Source organism: Aquamicrobium sp. NLF2-7, from assembly GCF_022359935.1.
GTDB classification, from domain to species: domain Bacteria; phylum Pseudomonadota; class Alphaproteobacteria; order Rhizobiales; family Rhizobiaceae; genus Mesorhizobium; species Mesorhizobium lusatiense.
Genome location: NZ_JAKSED010000001.1, coordinates 492926 through 512022 on the forward strand (window position 1 = coordinate 492926; position 19097 = coordinate 512022).

19 protein-coding genes are annotated in these 19097 nt (G+C 60.9%); 14 read left to right on the forward strand and 5 right to left on the reverse strand.

Annotated features, from left to right (window positions below; genetic code table 11):
• Positions 1-8 precede the first annotated feature (8 nt).
• Complete coding sequence (locus MIC97_RS02490; protein ID WP_239801006.1) at positions 9-704, reverse strand: fumarylacetoacetate hydrolase family protein; 696 nt, start codon at positions 702-704, stop codon at positions 9-11.
• Between the two features lie 205 nt (positions 705-909).
• On the opposite strand from MIC97_RS02490, the gene serS reads away from it, so the two are divergent.
• The 4 genes from serS (at position 910) to MIC97_RS02510 (ending at position 4987) form a co-directional block, all read left to right on the forward strand.
• Positions 910-2214 (forward strand): serine--tRNA ligase, encoded by a 1305-nt coding sequence (gene serS, locus MIC97_RS02495; protein ID WP_239798706.1) that lies wholly within the window; start codon positions 910-912, stop codon positions 2212-2214.
• The gene (gene surE, locus MIC97_RS02500) at positions 2215-2973 is read left to right on the forward strand and encodes a 5'/3'-nucleotidase SurE (RefSeq protein ID WP_183829985.1); all 759 of its coding nucleotides are present in this window, start codon (positions 2215-2217) and stop codon (positions 2971-2973) included.
• A complete protein-coding gene (locus tag MIC97_RS02505) occupies positions 2970-3617 on the forward strand; it encodes a protein-L-isoaspartate(D-aspartate) O-methyltransferase (RefSeq protein ID WP_239798707.1) in 648 nt (215 codons plus the stop codon). The genes surE and MIC97_RS02505 overlap by 4 nt, the downstream gene beginning before the upstream one ends.
• A gap of 110 nt (positions 3618-3727) precedes the next feature.
• Entirely contained in the window at positions 3728-4987 is a 1260-nt protein-coding gene (locus tag MIC97_RS02510) for a M23 family metallopeptidase (RefSeq protein ID WP_239798708.1), read from the forward strand.
• A 158-nt stretch (positions 4988-5145) separates the two neighbouring features.
• Here MIC97_RS02510 and MIC97_RS02515 read toward each other — a convergent pair whose 3' ends face one another.
• Positions 5146-6024, reverse strand: coding sequence for an ATP-binding protein (locus tag MIC97_RS02515; protein ID WP_183829994.1), 879 nt, complete (start codon positions 6022-6024; stop codon positions 5146-5148).
• A 176-nt stretch (positions 6025-6200) separates the two neighbouring features.
• Between MIC97_RS02515 and yajC the strand changes: the two genes are divergently transcribed.
• The 4 genes from yajC to MIC97_RS02535 all read left to right on the forward strand — a co-directional run bounded on the left by yajC (position 6201) and on the right by MIC97_RS02535 (position 10447).
• Positions 6201-6536, forward strand: a complete 336-nt coding sequence (yajC, locus tag MIC97_RS02520; RefSeq protein ID WP_239801007.1) for a preprotein translocase subunit YajC — start codon at positions 6201-6203, stop codon at positions 6534-6536.
• 63 nt (positions 6537-6599) lie between these two features.
• Positions 6600-9164, forward strand: a complete 2565-nt coding sequence (secDF, locus tag MIC97_RS02525; protein WP_239798709.1) for a protein translocase subunit SecDF — start codon at positions 6600-6602, stop codon at positions 9162-9164.
• 42 nt (positions 9165-9206) lie between these two features.
• A complete protein-coding gene (locus MIC97_RS02530) occupies positions 9207-9596 on the forward strand; it encodes an Mth938-like domain-containing protein (protein ID WP_239798710.1) in 390 nt (129 codons plus the stop codon).
• Positions 9597-9601: 5 nt separating this feature from the next.
• Positions 9602-10447: a phytoene/squalene synthase family protein gene (locus tag MIC97_RS02535; protein ID WP_239798711.1), complete on the forward strand. Its 846-nt coding sequence runs from the start codon at positions 9602-9604 to the stop codon at positions 10445-10447.
• Positions 10448-10556: 109 nt separating this feature from the next.
• On the opposite strand, the gene trmFO is transcribed toward MIC97_RS02535, so the two are convergent.
• The 3 genes from trmFO to MIC97_RS02550 all read right to left on the reverse strand — a co-directional run bounded on the left by trmFO (position 10557) and on the right by MIC97_RS02550 (position 12624).
• Complete coding sequence (gene trmFO, locus MIC97_RS02540; protein WP_239798712.1) at positions 10557-11966, reverse strand: methylenetetrahydrofolate--tRNA-(uracil(54)-C(5))-methyltransferase (FADH(2)-oxidizing) TrmFO; 1410 nt, start codon at positions 11964-11966, stop codon at positions 10557-10559.
• 326 nt (positions 11967-12292) lie between these two features.
• The gene (locus tag MIC97_RS02545; RefSeq protein WP_183830005.1) at positions 12293-12433 is read right to left on the reverse strand and encodes a DUF1127 domain-containing protein; all 141 of its coding nucleotides are present in this window, start codon (positions 12431-12433) and stop codon (positions 12293-12295) included.
• Positions 12434-12483: 50 nt separating this feature from the next.
• Positions 12484-12624: a DUF1127 domain-containing protein gene (locus MIC97_RS02550; protein ID WP_183830007.1), complete on the reverse strand. Its 141-nt coding sequence runs from the start codon at positions 12622-12624 to the stop codon at positions 12484-12486.
• A gap of 234 nt (positions 12625-12858) precedes the next feature.
• Here MIC97_RS02550 and MIC97_RS02555 point away from each other — a divergent pair, with 234 nt between their 5' ends.
• The 6 genes from MIC97_RS02555 to MIC97_RS02580 all read left to right on the forward strand — a co-directional run bounded on the left by MIC97_RS02555 (position 12859) and on the right by MIC97_RS02580 (position 19080).
• Positions 12859-13974, forward strand: a complete 1116-nt coding sequence (locus MIC97_RS02555) for a DUF2157 domain-containing protein (protein ID WP_239798713.1) — start codon at positions 12859-12861, stop codon at positions 13972-13974.
• A complete protein-coding gene (locus tag MIC97_RS02560; protein WP_239798714.1) occupies positions 13971-14555 on the forward strand; it encodes a GDYXXLXY domain-containing protein in 585 nt (194 codons plus the stop codon). The genes MIC97_RS02555 and MIC97_RS02560 overlap by 4 nt, the downstream gene beginning before the upstream one ends.
• A gap of 308 nt (positions 14556-14863) precedes the next feature.
• The gene (locus MIC97_RS02565) at positions 14864-16060 is read left to right on the forward strand and encodes a septal ring lytic transglycosylase RlpA family protein (RefSeq protein WP_239798715.1); all 1197 of its coding nucleotides are present in this window, start codon (positions 14864-14866) and stop codon (positions 16058-16060) included.
• A gap of 95 nt (positions 16061-16155) precedes the next feature.
• The gene (locus tag MIC97_RS02570; protein WP_239798716.1) at positions 16156-17322 is read left to right on the forward strand and encodes a D-alanyl-D-alanine carboxypeptidase family protein; all 1167 of its coding nucleotides are present in this window, start codon (positions 16156-16158) and stop codon (positions 17320-17322) included.
• Between the two features lie 43 nt (positions 17323-17365).
• On the forward strand, positions 17366-18043 hold the full coding sequence (tmk, locus tag MIC97_RS02575) for a dTMP kinase (protein ID WP_239798717.1): 678 nt from the start codon (positions 17366-17368) through the stop codon (positions 18041-18043).
• Positions 18040-19080, forward strand: coding sequence for a DNA polymerase III subunit delta' (locus tag MIC97_RS02580; protein ID WP_239798718.1), 1041 nt, complete (start codon positions 18040-18042; stop codon positions 19078-19080). Before tmk ends, MIC97_RS02580 begins: the two co-directional genes overlap by 4 nt.
• Positions 19081-19097 lie beyond the last annotated feature (17 nt).

Here is a 19097-nt window from a genome sequence, read left to right on the forward strand (position 1 = left end):
GACGGCCTTTATCGCCGGGCGCCGATTTCCAGATCGACCACGCCAATGTTTTCGATCTCGCCGCTGAGACGGTCACCCGCAACGACAGGGCCGACGCCGGATGGCGTGCCGGTGAAGATCAGGTCGCCGGGCTGCAATTCCACTGCCTGGCTGCAAATCGCTACAATATCCGGCACGGGCCAGATCATCTCGGCCAGATCTCCCTGCTGGCGCACTTCGCCATTGACGGAAAGCCGGATCCGTCCGCTGTGCGGAATGCTGTCGCGAGCCGCCGGGATAAGTGGGCCGCAGGGGGCCGAATGATCGAACGCTTTCGCCCAGTCCCACGGCCTGCCGGCCTTCTTCGCCACATCCTGCAGGTCACGACGGGTCAGGTCGATCCCGGCGCCATAACCCCAGATATGGTCGGCCGCAGCATCGTGGCCGATATTCACGCCTCCCTTGCTGATGGCGACCACCAGCTCGATTTCGTGATGAAGGTTTTCTGTCGCAAGGGGGTAGGGGATCACGGTGCCGGAATCCACGACCGCATCGGCCGGCTTGGTGAAGAAGAAGGGCGGGTCGCGCTCGTCGTTGCCCATTTCGCGGATATGGGCGGCATAATTTCGCCCCACACAAAATATGCGCCGGACCGGAAAACGCTGCTGACTGTTCCTGATGGCGACGGAAGGAACAGTGGGCAGGGGAAGCGCGAAATCAGTCATCTTTTGGTGCAGCTTTCTATTGCGACGTGATTCTTCCAGGCGGGTATCGACCCTTGATAGATTTGTCCCGATTGCCCGGACGGGCAAGAAGTGATGGCGGGAATTGTGCCAATGCGCGAAAATTTGACCCGCTTGCAGGTCCCAAGCTTGAAACGTCTCCGGATGCGGTTTAGGCCGATGACACTTCACCAAGGAACGGCCTGCCATGCTTGACATCAAGTGGATTCGCGAGAACCCCAACGCTCTGGTTGAAGCGCTGAAGAAGCGCTCCTGGTCGCAGGCGGATGCGCAGTCGACAGTCGATGCGATCGTTGCCGGTGACGAGGCGCGCCGCACGCATGTGCTGAAGCTGCAGCAGGCGCAGGAACGCCGCAACGCCGCCTCGAAGGAAATCGGAAAGGCCATGGCCGCAAAGGACATGGAACTGGCCGGGAAGCTGAAAGCCGAGGTCGGTGACATCAAGTCCTTCATTCAGAATGGCGAGGCGGAGGAGCGCCGTCTCGACAAGGCGCTCAACGACGCACTGGCGGTGATCCCGAACCTGCCGCTGGACAATGTGCCGGTCGGCAAGGACGAGAACGACAATGTCGAGCTGCGCAAGGTCGGCAAGGTGCCGGTGCCTGCGAACTGGACGCGCGAGCATTTCGACATCGGCGAAGGGCTCGGCATGATGGATTTCGAGCGCGCCGCGCGCCTTTCCGGTTCGCGCTTCACCGTGCTGAAGGGCCAGCTTGCGCGGCTGGAGCGTGCGCTTGGCCAGTTCATGCTGGATCTGCACACCACCGAGCACGGCTACACCGAGGTTCAGGTGCCGCTGCTGGTGCGCGATGACGCGCTGTTCGGTACCGGTAACCTGCCGAAGTTCGAGGAAGACCTGTTCTTCCTGCCGCATGGCGATGGCAGGCTCGGCCTCATTCCCACCTCCGAGGTGCCGCTCACCAATCTGGTGCGCGAGGAGATCACGGCGCACGAAAAGCTGCCGCTGCGCTTTACCTCGCTTACGCCCTGCTTCCGTTCAGAAGCGGGATCGGCCGGGCGTGACACCCGTGGCATGTTGCGCCAGCACCAGTTCTACAAGGTCGAGATGGTGTCGATCACCGATGCCGACAGCTCGATCGAGGAACATGAGCGCATGACGGCCTGCGCCGAGGATGTGCTCAAGCGGCTGGACCTGCCGTTCCGCACCGTGGTGCTGTGCACTGGCGATATGGGCTTTGGCGCGCGCCGCACGCACGACATCGAGGTGTGGCTGCCGGGACAGAAGACCTATCGCGAAATTTCGTCCTGCTCCGTCTGCGGGGACTTTCAGGCGCGCCGCATGAACGCCCGCTACAAGGACAAGGATGGCAAGGGCAACCTCTTTGTCCATACGCTCAATGGTTCGGGGGTGGCGGTTGGCCGTGCGCTTATCGCTGTCATGGAAAATTACCAGAACGAGGACGGCTCGGTCACTGTCCCTGACGTTCTGCGGCCCTATATGGGCGGCCTCGAAAAGATAGAAGTGAGATAGATGCGTATTCTGCTTACGAACGACGACGGTATCCACGCCGAGGGTCTTCAGTCACTGGAGCGCGTCGCCCGCACATTGTCCGACGACGTGTGGGTGGTGGCACCTGAAAATGATCAGTCCGGCTACGCGCACTCGCTGTCGATTTCGGAACCGCTGCGCCTGCGCAAGATCGGGGAGAAGCGGTTTGCCGTGCGCGGCACCCCCACCGATTGCGTCATCATGGGCGCGCGCAAGGTGCTGCCGGGCCTGCCCGATCTTGTTCTGTCAGGCATCAATTCCGGCTCCAACATCGCCGATGACGTGACTTATTCGGGAACGGTGGCCGGTGCGATGGAGGGAACTTTGCTTGGCATCCGTTCGATCGCGCTCAGCCAGTCCTACACGCATGATGGTGAGGAGCGCGTCGTGCCGTATGAAACCGCCGAGGCACTGGCTCCGGATCTTTTGAAGAAGCTGCTGGCGATGCCGCATCAGGAAGGTGTGCTCATCAACATCAACTTCCCAAAATGTGCCGCGCAGGATGTGAAGGGTACGCAGGTGACATCGCAGGGCAAGGTCGTCCACCGCCTGTGGATTGATGAGCGCCGCGATGGCCGGGGGCTCCCTTATTACTGGATGCGGTTCGGCAGGGGCGAAAGCAACGGCAAGACCGGCACCGACATTCATGCCATCGAGAATGATTATGTTTCGGTCACTCCGCTGCAGCTTGATTTCACCGCATATGAAATCCGCGATCAGCTGACCAAGGCGCTTGCATGACAGATGAGGATCGCGAGGGGTTCGCAGCCTTCCTGCTTCGCCTGCGTGGCAAGGGAACAGTCCCGAAAGCTCTGATTGCCGCGATAGAAGCCACACCTCGCCGTGGCTTTCTGGCTCCACAGTTCAGCAATGTCGCCTGGTCGGAACGCATGTTGCCGATCGAGTGCGGCGAGGCGATCGAAGGCGCGGACATTCAGGCGGCTATCCTCGCGGCAATGGGGCTGGAGCCCGGCATGCGGATCATGGAGATCGGCACGGGCTCGGGCTACACGGCAGCCGTGATGTCCAGGCTGGCGGGCCGCATCATTACAGTCGAACGTTACAAGACGCTGGCCGAGCAGGCGCGGCAGCGTTTCGATGCGCTGGGCATTTCCAACGTCATCGTGCGCCACGCCGACGGTTCCAACGGTCTCCACAATGAAGGTCCTTTCGACCGCATCGTGGTGTGGGCTGCGTTCGAGAGCATCCCGCGTTTCCTGCTTGAACAATTGTCGAGTGGCGGACTTGTCATAGCGCCGGTCGGCCCGGCGGAAGGCGAGCAGCTCGTCGCCAAACTCACCAAGGTGGGCAGCCGCTTCGAGCGCGAAGATATCGGCGTGGTCCGTTTGCAGCCACTTATCCCCGGAACTGCCTCTGTCATCTGATCAGCGTTTTTTAGGAAAATTTTACGCTGAATTGAATGGCTTAACCGACCAGTAACATTAACGCGCTTTAATCGTACCCAGTTCGTTCCGGGTCAGCGCGGGTCAGTGTCATGCAATTCAGCATTTTGAAGGCAAAAAGGCGCAATCTGGCGCGCGGATGCGCCATGTTCTTGGTCGTCGCCGTTGTGTCGGGTTGCAGTTCGGGTGCCATGCGGTTTACCGATGGTCTCGACGGGATAACCACCGCATCCACACCTCAGGCCAAAGTTGGCGGATATGGCAATGTTTCCCAGCCATATCCGGGCGATGTTGCGGCACAGCAGCCCGTCTATACAGGCGGTGGCTACGGTTCCGGAACGGTTGGGCGCTCTTCGCTGCCACCGCCGTCGCAGCCCGCCGTGGTGGCGCAGGCTCCGGCTCCGGCCGCAGTTCCCGCTGCGCCAGCTCCGGCGCAGGTTGCGACCGCGCCGCGCCTCGATACGACCACGACCGCTTCCGTGGCGCAGCAGCAGGTGCCGGTTCCGTCCAACAAGCCGTTCCAGACGGCCGGACAGGAAGCGCAGCGTCTTGCCGACCGCACTGCCCAGCCGGTTTCCCAGCCCCAGCAGGTCGCGGCAGTGCCGCAGCCGGCCAGCCCGACCAAGGCCGCGCCGGCAGTCGCTGCCGCAGCAGGAGCCTACACGGTTCAGCAGGGCGACACGCTTTCGGCAATATCGCGCAAGACCGGCGTCAGCGTCGCTGCCCTGCAGCAGGCGAACGGCCTCGCTGATGGCAATATTCGTATCGGTCAGAGCCTGAAGGTTCCGGGTGCGACAGCCGCCGCAACCACGGCTGTGGCTGCGGTGAAGACCCCGGCCAATGTCGATCCGGTAAAGACCGCCTCGACGCCACCCGCTCCGCAGCAGACCGCGAGCGAGAAGGTCGCTTCCTACACGCCGCCCAAACAGGCAACGAAGGCGCTCGATCAGGTTCAGGACGATGGTGCGCAAGCTCCTGATTCCACAGGAATCGGCAAGATGCGCTGGCCGGTCAAAGGTCGGGTCATTTCGGGATTCGGCGGACCGGGCGGAGACGGTATCGATATTTCCGTTCCGAAGGGCACGCCTGTGAAGGCGGCAGAGAACGGTGTGGTGATCTACGCCGGCGACGGCCTCAAGGAATTCGGCAACACGGTTCTGGTGCGCCACGACAACGGCCTGGTGACCGTCTATGGCAATGCCAGCGAGCTGAACGTCAAGCGCGGCCAGACCGTCAAGCGGGGCGAGCAGATCGCGCTGTCGGGCATGAGCGGCAATGCGAATGCGCCGAAGCTGCACTTCGAGATCCGCAAGAATTCGGCTCCGGTCGATCCGTCAACCTATCTGGAATAGGCAACAGGAACTGTTGGCGGGTCTTCCTGACCTCCAGTCTGCCCCGCCACGTCACCCGCCCCTGCGATGGGGCGGGTTTTTCGTCTTTGAAGAGCCGATTAACGACGCAGCGATTCCGTCAGCATTCACGCAGTTGCGGCGTGAATGCCGCGACAGGATCAGATCTTCGACAGAGGCTTGCCGATCCGGCCAGCCAGATCCTGAATGAATTGCCACGCCACGCGACCGGAGCGGCTTCCGCGGGTGGTTGCCCATTCAAGTGCCTCAGCGCGCAGCGAGTCCTTGTCGGCATCCAGCCCGTAATGGCTGGCATAGCCGTCCACCATGGCCAGATAATCATCCTGCGAGCATTTGTGGAAACCCAGCCACAATCCGAATCGGTCGGAGAGGGAAACTTTTTCCTCGATCGCTTCAGACGGATTGATGGCCGTCGAGCGCTCATTGTCGATCATGTCGCGGGGCAGCAGATGGCGACGGTTGGACGTGGCGTAGAAGATCACATTGTTCGGTCGTCCCTCGACGCCGCCTTCCAGCGCTGCTTTGAGAGATTTGTAGGACGTGTCGTCATGGTCGAACGACAGGTCGTCACAGAACAGGATGAAGCGGTGCGGCGCTGCCTTTAACAGGCTCATCAGCTTTGGCAGCGTGTCTATGTCTTCGCGATGAATCTCGATGAGCTTGAGCGGCGAGGGGGCTTTGCCGGATGCGTTGACCGTAGCGTGCGCCGCCTTGACCAGCGATGATTTTCCCATGCCGCGTGCGCCCCACAGGAGCACATTGTTGGCCGGAAGGCCGGTTGCAAAGCGTTCGGTGTTGTCCACCAGAATGTCGCGCACCCGGTCGACTCCCTTGATGAGGTCGATGTCCACCCTGTTCACGCTGTGAACCGGCTCCAGAAACGACAGCTCTGCCTGCCACACAAAGCAATCGGCGGCATCGATGTCGCTTTTCGGAACCTCTGCGGGAGCCAGACGGCTGACTGCTTCAATCAGGCGATCGAGCTTGCTGTTCAGGGCATCGAGTGGAGTGTCGGTCATGGTTGGCGTATTTCTTCTGCTATCCGATGGGTTTGAGAAGGCTGTATCATGGGTCGATTGGCGCGAAAAGCGCGGGATTGGGCGCGCAGCGCGGTTGCAATGGCTGCTTGAGCGACTATATTCCGGCCGGATTTTCTGGCCGGAATACGGCTTTCCTTTTTATCCAGGAGTTATTCATGTTCGTGACCCCGGCATATGCGCAGGCCGCAGGCGGCGCACCCGATATGTTCATCAGCATATTGCCTTTCGTTCTTATTTTCGTGGTAATGTACTTTCTGATCATCCGCCCGCAGCGCGCGCAGATGAAGAAGCGTGGCGAGATGCTGCAGGCCATTCGTCGGGGCGATACCGTTGTCACCGGCGGCGGCTTCATCGGTAAGGTGACCAAGGTCATCGACGACAATGAGCTGGAAATCGACCTCGGCGGCATGAAAGTGACGGCGCTGCGTTCGACCATTGCTGACGTTCGCGTCAAGGGCGAGCCGGTCGCGAACCAGAACGCCAAGAAATAACCGTAATGGGGGCCGATGGCCCTCATCACATGGCCCACGGGCACGCCAACAGGTTTTCGACAGATGCTTTATTTTTCGCGCTGGAAGACGTTTTCGATCTGGGCCGTCGTCCTGCTGGGCGTGCTGTTTTCGCTACCCAACCTCTATCCGCAGTCTCTGCTGTCCTCGCTGCCGAACTGGTTTCCGACGCGGCAGATGACACTCGGGCTCGATCTGCAGGGTGGCTCGCACATCCTGCTCAAGATCGATACGAACGACCTGATCAAGGCGCAGCTCGAAAGTGCGCGTGATGAAATCAGGACGCAGCTTCGCGATGCCCGCATCGGCTACACCGGCCTGTCGGGCACCAGCAAGGTGGTGCAGGTGCGCATTCGCGATGCCGGACAGGTGCCGGCAGCGAAGGAAGCGCTGAAGTCGCTGACCACACCGGTTTCTTCCGGCCTGTTCGGCTCCGGAAGCGTGACCGAAATGTCGATGGACGAGCCGGAGCCCGGCCTGCTTCGCTTCACCATGACCGATTCCGGTATTCAGTACCGCACGGCGACTGCACTCAACCAGTCGATCGAGGTGGTTGGCCGCCGCGTCAATGAACTGGGCACGACCGAGCCAATCGTTCAGCGTCAGGGTGACGACCGCATTCTGGTTCAGGTTCCCGGACTTCAGGACCCTGAGCGCCTGAAGGACATTCTGGGCCAGACGGCCAAGCTGACATTCCAGATGGTCGATCAGAGCGTTCCGGTTCAGGAAGCCATGGAAGGCCGTCCGCCTGCCGGTTCGACCGTGCTGTTCTCGCGCGACGATCCGCCGATTCCTTACCTCATCGAAAACCGTGTGATCGTTTCCGGCGAAAACCTCGTCGATGCACAGGCGACCTTCGACCAGCGGACCAATGAGCCGGTGGTGTCTTTCCGCTTCGATTCGAAGGGCGCGTCGCGCTTCGGTCAGGCCACGCAGCAGAATACCGGCAAGCTGTTCGCCATCATTCTCGACAATCAGGTGATTTCGGCTCCGCGCATCAACGAGCCGATCCTTGGTGGTTCGGGCCAGATTTCCGGGTCCTTCACACCACAGACCGCCAATGATCTGGCCGTTCTTCTGCGCGCCGGCGCTCTGCCAGCGACGCTGACGATCGTGGAGGAGCGCACGGTTGGTCCGAGCCTGGGTGCGGACTCCATCAACGCCGGCAAGTTCGCCTCGCTGGTGGGTGGCACGCTCGTCATCATCTGCATGTTGCTGGTCTATGGCAAACTCGGCCTCATCGCCAATCTGGCGCTGGCGGCCAACGTTGCCATGATGATCGCCATTCTGACGCTGCTGGGCTCGACGCTTACGCTGCCGGGTATCGCGGGTATCGTGCTGACAATGGGCATGGCCGTCGATTCCAACATCATCATCTTCGAGCGTGTGCGCGAGGAGAGGGCGTATGGAAAATCCATTGTCCAGTCGTTCGATCAGGGCTTCAAGCAGGCGCTGGCAACCGTTGTCGACGCCAACCTGACCACCTTCATCGTGGCCGTCATCCTGTTCTATGTCGGCACTGGCCCGGTTCGCGGTTTTGCGGTAACCCTCGGCATCGGCATCATCACCACCGTGTTCACCGCTTTCACGCTGACGCGCTGGATGGTTGCGTTCTGGATCAAGCGTTCCAAGCCGACCGAATATCCGAAGGGGCTTGTGCATTACCTGCCTCTTGAGCCATCCCTGCCTTTCATGAAGCTGCGCAACTGGGCCTTCGCGTTGTCGGGTGTCGTGTCGATCGCCATCATCGGGATGATGTTCGTCAAGGACTTCAACTACGGCGTCGACTTCAAGGGTGGCTCGGTCATCGAGATACAGGCAAAGTCGCATCAGGCCGATGCGGCGGATGTCCGTTCGCGCCTGGAGCAGCTCAATCTGGGTGACGTTCAGGTTCAGGAATTCGGAGATCAGGGCGAACTGATGGTTCGCGTCGCCGCGCAGGATGCCGGCGACAATGCCGAACAGTCTGCGGTCGAGAAGATCAAGGGCGAGTTCCTTGACGATTACGACTTCCGGCGTGTCGAGACCGTGGGTCCAACCGTTTCCAGCGAACTGGCGCGCACAGGCACCCTGGGTATTCTCGCTTCGATGCTGGCGTTGCTGATCTACATCTGGTTCCGGTTCGAGTGGCAATTCGGCGTTGGCGCCGTGGTGTCGACGGCGCATGACGTGATCGTGATCGTGGGCATCTATGTCTTCTTCGGACTGGAGTTCAATCTGTCATCCATTGCGGCGATCCTCACCGTGGTCGGCTACTCTATCAACGACACAGTCGTCATCTACGACCGCATCCGCGAGATGTTGCGGAAGTACAAGAAGATGCCGATCGAGCAGATCATCAATCTGGCTCTGAACCACACGCTGTCACGAACGCTGCTGACCGGCCTGACGGTGCTGCTGGCGCTCCTTGCGCTCTATTTCTACGGCGGCGAGGTCATTTCCTCCTTCGTGTTTGCGATCATCATCGGCGTGTTTGTCGGCAGCTACTCGTCGGTGTTCATTGCCGGCCCCATGCTGATCCTGTTCAAGCTCCGGCCGGACATGTTCGAGAAGGAAGAGGGCACCAAGAAGGGCACAGGCTCCGCTCCTGCGCCGGCGTCAGGGGCGTGAATGACAGGTGTGGCTGAATCCTTTGAGCAGCGGTGAGAGCCGATGGGACAGGGTATCGTCATGCGCAAGGCGCATTTCCCCGGCCGCGCCCCCATCGAGGCGTACGGCAATGGCGGTTTTCGCTTTGCCGACATGTCGCACAAAGGCTCGATCCTTTGCCTCCCATCCGGTATTTACGGGTGGGAGCCGGCTGATCCCCTGAGCCTGACGGGCGCAGACTTCGATCGACTGCTCGCTGAAGCTGCCGATGTGGAAGTTTTTCTGGTCGGGATGGGACCGGACCTACGGCCTTTGCCCAGGCCTCTGCGGGAAGCGCTCAAACAAGCCGGAATAGCCTCGGACCCGATGTCGACCGGAGCGGCCGTGCGCACTTACAATGTGCTGCTTGCGGATAATCGTGCAGTCGGCGCTGCCTTCATCGCTGTCGACTGACAGCCATGGATACCGCCCATCCACTGGTGACAGAGGCCGTAAGAGAGGCCGACCACGACCGCTATCTGGCTGCACTTTATGCCCCGCCGGAGAAACGCGATGCGCTGATGGCGCTTTACGCCTTCAATGCAGAGGTGGCGGGTGTGCGGGATCGCATTCGAGAGGCTTTGCCTGGTGAAGTGCGCCTGCAGTGGTGGCGTGATGCTCTTGGCGCTCCCGCAGGCAGCCCGGAAACGGGCCAGCCCGTAGCAGATGCCCTGCGCGCTGTGATCAGCACATACAATCTTCCGATTTCTGCATTCGAGAATTACCTTGAGGCACGGATATTCGATCTCTATGACGATCCCATGCCCTCCCGCACGGATCTGGAAGGATATTGCGGGGAGACTGCATCGGCCCTGATCCAGCTTTCATCCATCATTCTGGATGCTCAGAAGGCGCCCGGCTTTAGCGAACTGGCAGGCCATGCCGGTTGCGCGCAGGCGATAACGGGCCTGCTTCTGCTGCTGCCAAGGCACCGGGCGCGAGGGCAATGTTTCATTCCGGCGGATATTCTGGGCGCCGTAGGCACATCGGCCACGGAGTTCATCAAAGGGGAAGATCGGGAAAGTGCTGCCGCTGCCGTCGCGGCGATGATTGCGCTGGCGCGTGAGCATTTGCTTGCCTTCCGGAAAGGCGCGGTCTCGCTTCCTGTCTCACTGCGGCCTGCCTTTCTGCCGCTTGCCCTGACCGCCGGCCTGCTGCAGCGCATGGAAGGCAGGGAGGTCGCCGTGCTGGAAGGGCGAGTTTCGCTCTCGCATCTGCGACGCCACTGGTTGCTGTGGCGTCATGCGATGAGAGGATGGCGGTAGGTAGGCACGCCACCGAAAGCGGCTACCGTTTTGGCGCCAACGGCAGGCGAAAACCAAGCGATATCAGGCGCGCCGCCTGATTCTGCATAACGCGACGCATTTTGGGGCGCTATTCAGCGGTTGCGGCAGCCTTGGCCGTCTCAAGCCATGCGGCGCAATCCTGCAAGGCACGTGCCGACATTGCCTGCTTTTTGGCAATGGTCTTTTCCTTGCCGCGCAAACGCTTGCCCTCCACCTTCGGCACCTCCGCCGGAGGGAAAAGTCCGAAATTGATGTTCATCGGCTGGAAGGAACGCTTGCCGGGCTCATCATCCGACAGGATGTGTCCGCCGGTGATGTGATTGAGAAGCGCGCCAAAGGCTGTGGTGACAGGAGGTACGGAAAGCGAGCGGCCAAGACGCGCAGCAGCGGCAAACCGGCCTGCGAGCAGGCCGATGGCCGCGCTTTCCACATAACCCTCGCAGCCAGTGATCTGTCCCGCAAACCGCAAGCCGGGCCGGGCCCTGAGCTGCAACGTGTCGTCCAGCAATTGAGGAGAGTTGATGTAGGTGTTGCGGTGCAGCCCACCCAGACGCGCGAATTCCGCATTCTCCAGCCCGGGAATCGTGCGGAAAATTCGCACCTGCTCGCCATGTTTCAGCTTCGTCTGGAAGCCGACCATATTGTAGAGCGTGCCAAGCGCATTGTCCTGCCGCAACTGCACGACTGCGTAGGGCTTGACCGTGGGATTATGTGCATTGGTCAGCCCCATCGGCTTCATCGGGCCGTGGCGCAGGGTTTCAGGGCCGCGCTCGGCCATCACCTCGATCGGCAGGCAGCCGTCGAAATAGGGCGTGCCTTCCCACTGCTTGAATTCTGTCTTGCCGCCGGCAATCAGCGCTTCGATGAAGGCTTCATATTGCGCCTTGTCCATTGGGCAGTTGATGTAATCCTTGCCCGTGCCGCCGGGACCAACCTTGTCATACCTCGACTGGAACCATGCCACGTTCATGTCGATGGTTTCGAAGTGGATGATCGGGGCAATGGCATCGAAGAATGCCAGCGCATCGGCGCCGGTCTTTTCGGCAATGGCAGCCGCGAGTTCGGCTGATGTCAGCGGGCCGGTGGCGATGATTGCCTGATCCCAGTCTTCGGGCGGCAATGCCGTCATTTCTTCCCGGGCGATGGTGATGAGCGGGTGTGCTTGCAGCTTTGCCGTCACGGCCTGCGAGAAGCCGTCGCGATCGACGGCAAGCGCGCCGCCCGCCGGCACCTGATTGGCATCGCCGGATTGCATGATGAGCGATCCGGCCAGCCGCATTTCGGCATGAAGAAGCCCGACCGCGTTGGTTGCGGCATCGTCGGAGCGAAATGAATTGGAACAGACCAGCTCGGCCAGCCCGTCGGTCTTGTGCGCGTCCGTGCCGCGAACCGGACGCATTTCGTGGAGGATGACCGGCACGCCGGCCTGCGCCACCTGCCATGCTGCTTCCGATCCGGCAAGACCGCCGCCGATGATGTGAATGGGCTTGATTGTCATGCCGCGCACTTAATCCGTTGCAGCGTGGAATGCAATGTTCGGGCTCGGGTGGGCCACAAACGACAACACCCGCCGGGGGAGGAGGTCCGGCGGGTGTCGTTAGGGTGGTCGATCAAGGGAGGAGGAGAAGATCGACCAATCGTCGTCGCCCGGGAGGAGGTAGGCTTCGACGAAACTTTTTGCTCTTTGAAGAGCTGAATTCTTAACAACGCCCGCCGGGGGAGGAGGTCCGGCGGGCGCCGTTAGGGTGGTCAGCCTTATTGGGAGGAGGAGGGCTGACCTTATCCGTCGAAGCGGGGAGGAGGTCGCTTCGACGAAATTCCGTTTCAGAAAACCTTTCGGCTCAGATACGCCAGTTCGTGACGCGCTATGCCAAGGTCTTCAAGCTGGCGATTGGAAAGGCGACCCAGTTCAATCACAGCGCTGCGGCATGCGCGCCACCTGCGAAAGTTTTGGATCAGCCTCATCGCCGTATTCCCAGAATTTTTTTCGGGGTGAGATGATCACCCCGAAGAAATCAGACCGACTTGCGGGCGACGAAGTGAATGTCGCTGCGGCTGATGCCGAGATCGGTCAGTTCACGGTTGCTCAGGCGGCTCAGCTCGGAAACCGTTTCACGATAGCGGCGCCAGTTGCGGTAATTGCGGATCAGGTTCATGGTCATTCTCTTTATTGTTCTTGCAGGTTCGTTCGTCTTGGTACACAGCCTAGATAGGATGACCCGTCCCGCTTTGAAAGAGCAGTTGGCGCATGGCAGCAATGCAATTTGTGCAATGCAATATCTTGGCTCCTTCACGGGTCCGACATAAAAAGGTCAAATTCGAAAAAGCACGTTCGAACAACGCTTTGGAATGCATGCTTGGTAATCCCACTCTTTTAATGGAAAAAGCATATGGCGCGCTATGTCGTGCGGCTGCGACAGGATGTTGAGCGCTGGGTCTCGAATGGGCTGATCGATACCGGAACGGCCGGAAAGCTGCTTGCCGACGCCGAGATCCGTGACCGCCAGGGCTTCGGGTCGGGAACTGTCCTTGCGATGATGGCGGCGCTGCTTCTCGGTGCGGCAATCCTCATCTTCGTTGCTGCCAACTGGGAAGCCTTTCCCAGATTGCTGCGCGTCGGCGCGCTGTTTTCCGTGATAGCCGGCGGCTATGTGGGAGGCGCGATTTTCAAAAGCAGGGGGCACGGGGCAATCGGCGAGGCGCTTTGGATCGTCGCGGCTGCAGCCTTCGGCGGCTCCCTCGCCCTCATCGGCCAGATGTATCATATTTCCGGCGATGAATCCGCTGCTATGCTGACCTGGTGCGCGGCAACGGCTCTGGCGGCCATCGTCCTGCGCTCCGGTCCGCTTACCGTTGCCGCAGTCGGCATTATTGATGCGTGGCTTGCCGGTCTGCTCACGGGCGGCCTGTTCAGTTTCTCCCATGTGACGACGCCGCATCTGTTCCTGCCGGTTGCAGTGTTTCTGTTCGCCATTTCCTACTGGACGCAAAGTGCCACGGCTCGCCACCTCATTTTGCTGTCGGTCATCGCCTATGCAAGCTGGCTTGTGGTGGACGGAAACATAGTCGAGAACGGCTTTGTCATGGCCTGCGTTTCGGCTGGCTTGTTTGCCGTCGCACATGTCGCACCGCGCGAGGTGGACAATTTCGTGCGTCTCGGCGGGCGTTTGCCCGTTCACGCCCTTATCGGCTTTCTGGTCGCAATGGCCCTGCTTCAGATCGAACTTGAAGGCGAGGGCACTTTTGTCGTTGCCGCTGCGGTGACGCTGGCCGGCATCGTCGCAGCGATCATTCTGCAGGGAAGGACCAGCCGTGGGCTTCGCTGGATTGCCTATCTCGCCTTTGCTCTCGAACTGTGCCTGATATATGGGGTCACCATGGGCACGATGCTGGGCACCGCCGGCTTCTTCCTGTTCGCCGCTGTGCTGCTGGGGGTGCTCGCCGTAATCATCCTCAGGCTTGAAAAGCGAATGGGGCAGACCCGGACGGATGGGGGCCGGGCATGACCAGCGGCAGAAAGCTGATATTCGCCTCCGTTGGGCTGGCGGTTGTGCAGATCATATTTCTGGGCTGGATGATCGTGGACCGCGCTGCCGTGCTGCGGGATGGCCGCGAGGTGCTCCTGAAAGTCGAACCGGTCGATCCGCGCGATCTTTTGCGCGGCGACTATGTGATCCTCAGTTACGGCATCTCGCGCATTCCGCTTTCGATGATCGCGGACATCGAAGAGCTGGACGAAGAGCTTGCAACGCGAACCACCATCGTCGTGCGCCTGCGCAAGGCACAGGACGGATACTGGGAAGCTGCAAATGCATGGGTGAAGCCACCGCCAGCACCTGCTGGCGCCGATGAAGTGGACATCGAGGGGCAGATACCTGCGCTGAACCGCGTTCATATGCAGGGAGAGGTTCGTGTTACCTACGGTATTGAGCGCTTTTATCTGCCCGAGGGCGAGGGGCGCGCTATCGAGCGGGACATGGGCACCCGTCCCTTCGCCGTGCGTGTCGCCGTTTCAAAGGCTGGAAAATCGCAGGTGAAGGCGCTGATGGATGGCGACCAGCTGCTGTTTCAGGAGCCTCTCTACTAAACCTCTGGGACCGTGCTCAACGACAGGATGGGTCAGCCGGACTGTCGGCCATGAAGCTTCGCACTCCGCGGATGAGCTGTGAGTGCAAAGGTTGCCGATCTCCTGCGCGAGATTGTCTGAGGATCAGTTGCTTCCCTTTGCCAACACAAAGATGCCCGGTTGCCGCCACAATCGGTTAATACGCCGCTAAGAAATTCCTGCGCAAATGACTATGAGCACAAGCAGGAAACCGTGCTCGGGATCGGCGCGAGCAGCGAGCGATCTCTTTTTTGTGCCCTTCTTTGTTGTTGGTCAGGGGGTTGTTTTACATGCAGGTCGTGACGCGCAGGGGATTTCGCCGCACCCTTACCATCATGTCCTTTGCGGTTTCGGCCATTGCTCTTGCAGCATGCGGAACGCCACAGCCAAAGCAGCAGACCAAGCCGCGTTCAAAGGAATATTTCCCCGAATCCAAATATGGCGTTAAGGCCAGCCCGCGTGTGGCGCACGGCTCCAAGATCAGGCGCGGCGGTGGTCGCGATCAGGTCGGCAAGCCCTATCAGGTGGCCGGCAAATGGTATCACCCCAAGGAAGACCCGAAATACTCGAAAACGGGAGCTGCTTCCTGGTATGGCGACGCCTTTCACGGGCGGCTGACTGCGAATGGCGAGGTTTACGACACCGAGCATCTGACCGCCGCTCATCCGACAATGCCGCTCCCGAGTTATGCCCGGGTCACCAATGTGGCCAATGGCAGTTCCGTCATCGTCCGCGTCAATGACCGCGGTCCTTATCACGGCAACCGCATCATCGACCTGTCGAAGCGCGCGGCCGATATGCTGGGCTACCGCACTGCGGGTACTGCCAACGTCAAGGTTGAGTATGTGGGGCGGGCCCCGCTGAATGGCGACGACGAACCTTATCTGATGGCTTCTTATCAGCCAGGAAACGGCGCCCCCGATCCATCGGTTGGCCTGCCGACCGGAGTGATGATCGCCATGAACGGCTCGACCCCGAGCATGAGTGCCGCTTCACGGGGCGTGCCGTTCCCCGGCCAGAGTTCCGATGCGCAACAGGCATTTGCCTTTGGAGACGGAAGTCTGCCGGAATACGGGCCAATCGTCCCGATACGTCCGGACAGCGGCATGCCTGCGGATTCGCCCTTCGCGCTTGCATCGCTTTCCTACGCGGACGAACGCATTCAATCTGCCGCCGGGGCCTTTTCCGCAGTCGATCGCGGTGCAATGACGCCGCGGGCTGTGGTGGACACGTGGAAGCGCGCCAATCCGGCACAGAACGTAGCGGGCGATTACATCGCCGCCGGCGACTACCACAGTGAAGCAGAGGCACGTCGCGTCGCGAGGCGTCTGTCCGGTTTGGGGAAGGTGGTCATCAAGCGCACAGAAGGCGAGGGAGCCGAATGGCATGCGCTGGAGATTTACGCTGACGGTCATGCGGATCTCGACGCCATCCTGCAGGCGGCATGGGAAAATGGCGCGCCCGATGCCCTCGTCGTGCGCAACTGATGGCGACGGCCGCAATCGAAGCGCATGCATGCCTGTTGATCTGCCCGCCTGCGGCCTGATAGCCTGAAGTTCATTCCTTACGGGCAGGCGTCTTCATGTCCTTTTTTCTGCGCGTTCCGATCATTGCCCTGACGGCACTGGTTTGCCTGTGGCTTTCCGCTGCCGGCGCTTTCGCGCAACTGTTTGAAACAAAGGCCGCACAAGCCTTCATGATCGATGGCGAAACGGGAAGCGTGCTCTACGCCAAGGATGCCGACGCTGCCATTCAGCCGGCGTCTCTGGCCAAGCTGATGACGCTGGAGATGGCTTTCGACGCGGTGAAATCCGGCCGGCTGACGCTGGATGACACATTCGTGGTCAGCGAGAATGCATGGCGCACCGGCGGCGCGCCTTCGCGCACCTCCACCATGTTCGCGGCTGTCAGGTCCAGCATTCGCCTTGAGGACCTCATGCGCGGCATTGCCGTGCAGGCCGCCAATGACGGCTGCATCATCATTGCCGAGGGCGTTGCCGGATCGGAAAGCGGCTTTGCCCTCCAGATGACGGAGCGCGCCCGCAAGATCGGCCTGCAAAAGTCCGTTTTCGTCAATGCGACAGGACTGCCAGCGGATGGCCAGATGACCACGGTGCGCGAGCTGGTGCTGCTTGCCCGTCACCTTCAGCAGACCTACCCGGATCTTTACCGGCTGTTTTCGGAAACCGATTTCACCTGGAACAAGATCAACCAGCGCAACCGCAACCCGTTGCTGGCAATGGATATCGGTGCGGAGGGACTGGCCGTGGGCGCCAGCGAGCAGAACGGTTTTGCCATTGTCGGCGCGCTATCGCAGAACGGCCGGCGCGTGATTGCGGCACTTGCCGGCCTCTCTTCCGATCGTGAGCGTGCGGAAGAATCGCGCAAGCTTCTGGAATGGGGGCTGCGTTCCTTCGAGAAAACCGAAATTTTCGCTGCGAATGAAACGGTGGGAACCGCGCAGGTCTATGGTGGCAGCAAGGGCGGTGTCGCGCTTACCGCAACAGGGCCGGTCGATCTGCTTTTACCTGTCGCCAACCGCGACAAGCTGACGGCGCGGATCGTCTATCAGGGGCCGCTTCGGGCGCCCGTCGAGCAGGGGCAGGCGGTTGGCTCGCTGCGCATATGGATAGGCGACACGCTGAGCCAGGAAGTGCCTTTGCAGGCAGCGGAGACGGTCGAGGTTGGCCAACTCCACAACCGGGCCTTCGATGCGCTCAAGGAACTGGCCATAGGCTGGCTGCGCTGATAAGCGAAGGACTTGTCGCGACAACGGAACGAAACATCAGCCAGTGCGCCAGGGATTCTTCATAAGCTTCGAAGGCGGGGAGGGCGCCGGAAAGTCCACCCAGATCGAGCGGCTTGCGAGCAAGCTGCGCGCCAAGAAGTATGATGTCGTGGTCACGCGCGAGCCGGGCGGTTCACCCGGAGCAGAAGCCGTGCGCCACGTCATTCTTTCGGGCGCGGCCGAGGCATTGGGCCCCAAAATGGAGGCGATGCTGTTTGCTGCCGCCCGTTCCGATCATGTCGAGCAACTGATCAGGCCGGCAATCGAGCGCGGCGCGATTGTCTTATGCGACCGGTTTGTCGATTCGTCGCGTGTGTATCAGGGCGTGACGGGCGGGCTGCCCCCCGAATTCATGGAGACGCTGGAAAAGGTCACCGTGAATGGCATGATGCCCGACATGACGATCATCTTCGACATCGATCCGACTGAGGGCCTCAGGCGCGCCGATGCGCGGCGCTCCAGCGGCGATGCGCCGGACCGTTTCGAGAAGGAAACCGTCGAGATGCACAGGCAGCGGCGGGAGGCCTTCCTCGCCATCGCCGAGGCGGAGCCCGACCGCTGCGTGGTGATCGATGCCGCATCCTCTGCCGACGAGGTTGACGATGCGGTGACGGAAGCCGTGTTCAGCCGGCTGGAGGCGCGCGCGCTCGCGACCGGCAAGAAGCATGAAGAGGTGCCATGATGTTCGAGCGTCTGGCACCCGAGCAGCATGACACTCTGGAAGGCGTGCCTGAGCCGGCGGAAACGCCTGTGCTGGTCGGCCATGAAGAGGCCGCCGGCATGCTGGTCAATGCCTATCGCTCGGGCAAGTTGCCCCATGCGCTGATGTTTGTCGGCCCGGTCGGGATAGGTAAGGCAACGCTGGCCTTTCATCTTGCCCATCATCTGCTGAAATATCCGCGCCATCAGGAAGCGCCTGCACAGCTTGCGGTGCCGGATCCCGCTTCACCGCTGTTCCGGCAGATCGCACAGGGTGCGCATCCTTCGGTGCTGCACCTGACACGGCCTCTCAACGAGCGCACCAAGGCCTACAAGTCTGTCGTCACCGTTGACGAGATTCGCAAGGTCAGCAGCTTCCTGTCCCTGACCTCGCATGATGGCGGCTACCGCGTGGTCATCGTCGATCCGGCTGACGACATGAATGCCAATGCGGCGAATGCTCTTCTGAAAAACCTTGAGGAGCCGCCGGCGCGCACGCTTTTCATCCTCATCGTGCATGCGCCGGGTTCGCTTTTGCCAACCATCCGCTCCCGCTGTCAGGTGGTGCGCCTGTCGCCGCTGGAGCCTCTGCAGCTTACCAGTGTTCTGGACGCCGTGGGGCCGTCTTCCGCCGGGGGCGAGGTGGCGAAGCGGGCAGGTGGCAGCGTGCGCAATGCCATCATGCTCGCCCAATATGGCGGGCTGGAAATAGCGCAGGCCCTCGATGATCTGGTGCATTCGCCACGCTATGAGGTAGGGAGCGCCCACAGGCTGGCGGATGTGGTCGCAGGCCGCGACGGGGCCGTGCCGTTCGACATATTCAATCGTCACGCGCTCGATCTACTTTCCGGTCAAGCGCGGCAGGCCGCCCTTGGCGGAAACCTTGCCCGCGCCAAATCGCTCACCGATGCTTGGCAGGACGCGCGCAATGCGATAATCGAGATGGAAACCTATAACCTCGACAAGAAGCAGCACGCGCTTTCGATGATTGATCGCCTGAACTCTGCATTTCGAATGTGAAGCTCTGCCTTGCCGCG

Excerpts from the sequence above, each read along its gene's own strand:
- MIC97_RS02490 (WP_239801006.1), bottom strand. The coding sequence starts at position 704 with ATGACTGATTTCGCGCTTCCCCTGCCCACTGTTCCTTCCGTCGCCATC.
- serS (WP_239798706.1), top strand. The coding sequence starts at position 910 with ATGCTTGACATCAAGTGGATTCGCGAGAACCCCAACGCTCTGGTTGAA.
- surE (WP_183829985.1), top strand. The coding sequence starts at position 2,215 with ATGCGTATTCTGCTTACGAACGACGACGGTATCCACGCCGAGGGTCTT.
- MIC97_RS02505 (WP_239798707.1), top strand. The coding sequence starts at position 2,970 with ATGACAGATGAGGATCGCGAGGGGTTCGCAGCCTTCCTGCTTCGCCTG.
- MIC97_RS02510 (WP_239798708.1), top strand. The coding sequence starts at position 3,728 with ATGCAATTCAGCATTTTGAAGGCAAAAAGGCGCAATCTGGCGCGCGGA.
- MIC97_RS02515 (WP_183829994.1), bottom strand. The coding sequence starts at position 6,024 with ATGACCGACACTCCACTCGATGCCCTGAACAGCAAGCTCGATCGCCTG.
- yajC (WP_239801007.1), top strand. The coding sequence starts at position 6,201 with ATGTTCGTGACCCCGGCATATGCGCAGGCCGCAGGCGGCGCACCCGAT.
- secDF (WP_239798709.1), top strand. The coding sequence starts at position 6,600 with ATGCTTTATTTTTCGCGCTGGAAGACGTTTTCGATCTGGGCCGTCGTC.
- MIC97_RS02530 (WP_239798710.1), top strand. The coding sequence starts at position 9,207 with ATGGGACAGGGTATCGTCATGCGCAAGGCGCATTTCCCCGGCCGCGCC.
- MIC97_RS02535 (WP_239798711.1), top strand. The coding sequence starts at position 9,602 with ATGGATACCGCCCATCCACTGGTGACAGAGGCCGTAAGAGAGGCCGAC.
- trmFO (WP_239798712.1), bottom strand. The coding sequence starts at position 11,966 with ATGACAATCAAGCCCATTCACATCATCGGCGGCGGTCTTGCCGGATCG.
- MIC97_RS02545 (WP_183830005.1), bottom strand. The coding sequence starts at position 12,433 with ATGAGGCTGATCCAAAACTTTCGCAGGTGGCGCGCATGCCGCAGCGCT.
- MIC97_RS02550 (WP_183830007.1), bottom strand. The coding sequence starts at position 12,624 with ATGAACCTGATCCGCAATTACCGCAACTGGCGCCGCTATCGTGAAACG.
- MIC97_RS02555 (WP_239798713.1), top strand. The coding sequence starts at position 12,859 with ATGGCGCGCTATGTCGTGCGGCTGCGACAGGATGTTGAGCGCTGGGTC.
- MIC97_RS02560 (WP_239798714.1), top strand. The coding sequence starts at position 13,971 with ATGACCAGCGGCAGAAAGCTGATATTCGCCTCCGTTGGGCTGGCGGTT.
- MIC97_RS02565 (WP_239798715.1), top strand. The coding sequence starts at position 14,864 with ATGCAGGTCGTGACGCGCAGGGGATTTCGCCGCACCCTTACCATCATG.
- MIC97_RS02570 (WP_239798716.1), top strand. The coding sequence starts at position 16,156 with ATGTCCTTTTTTCTGCGCGTTCCGATCATTGCCCTGACGGCACTGGTT.
- MIC97_RS02580 (WP_239798718.1), top strand. The coding sequence starts at position 18,040 with ATGATGTTCGAGCGTCTGGCACCCGAGCAGCATGACACTCTGGAAGGC.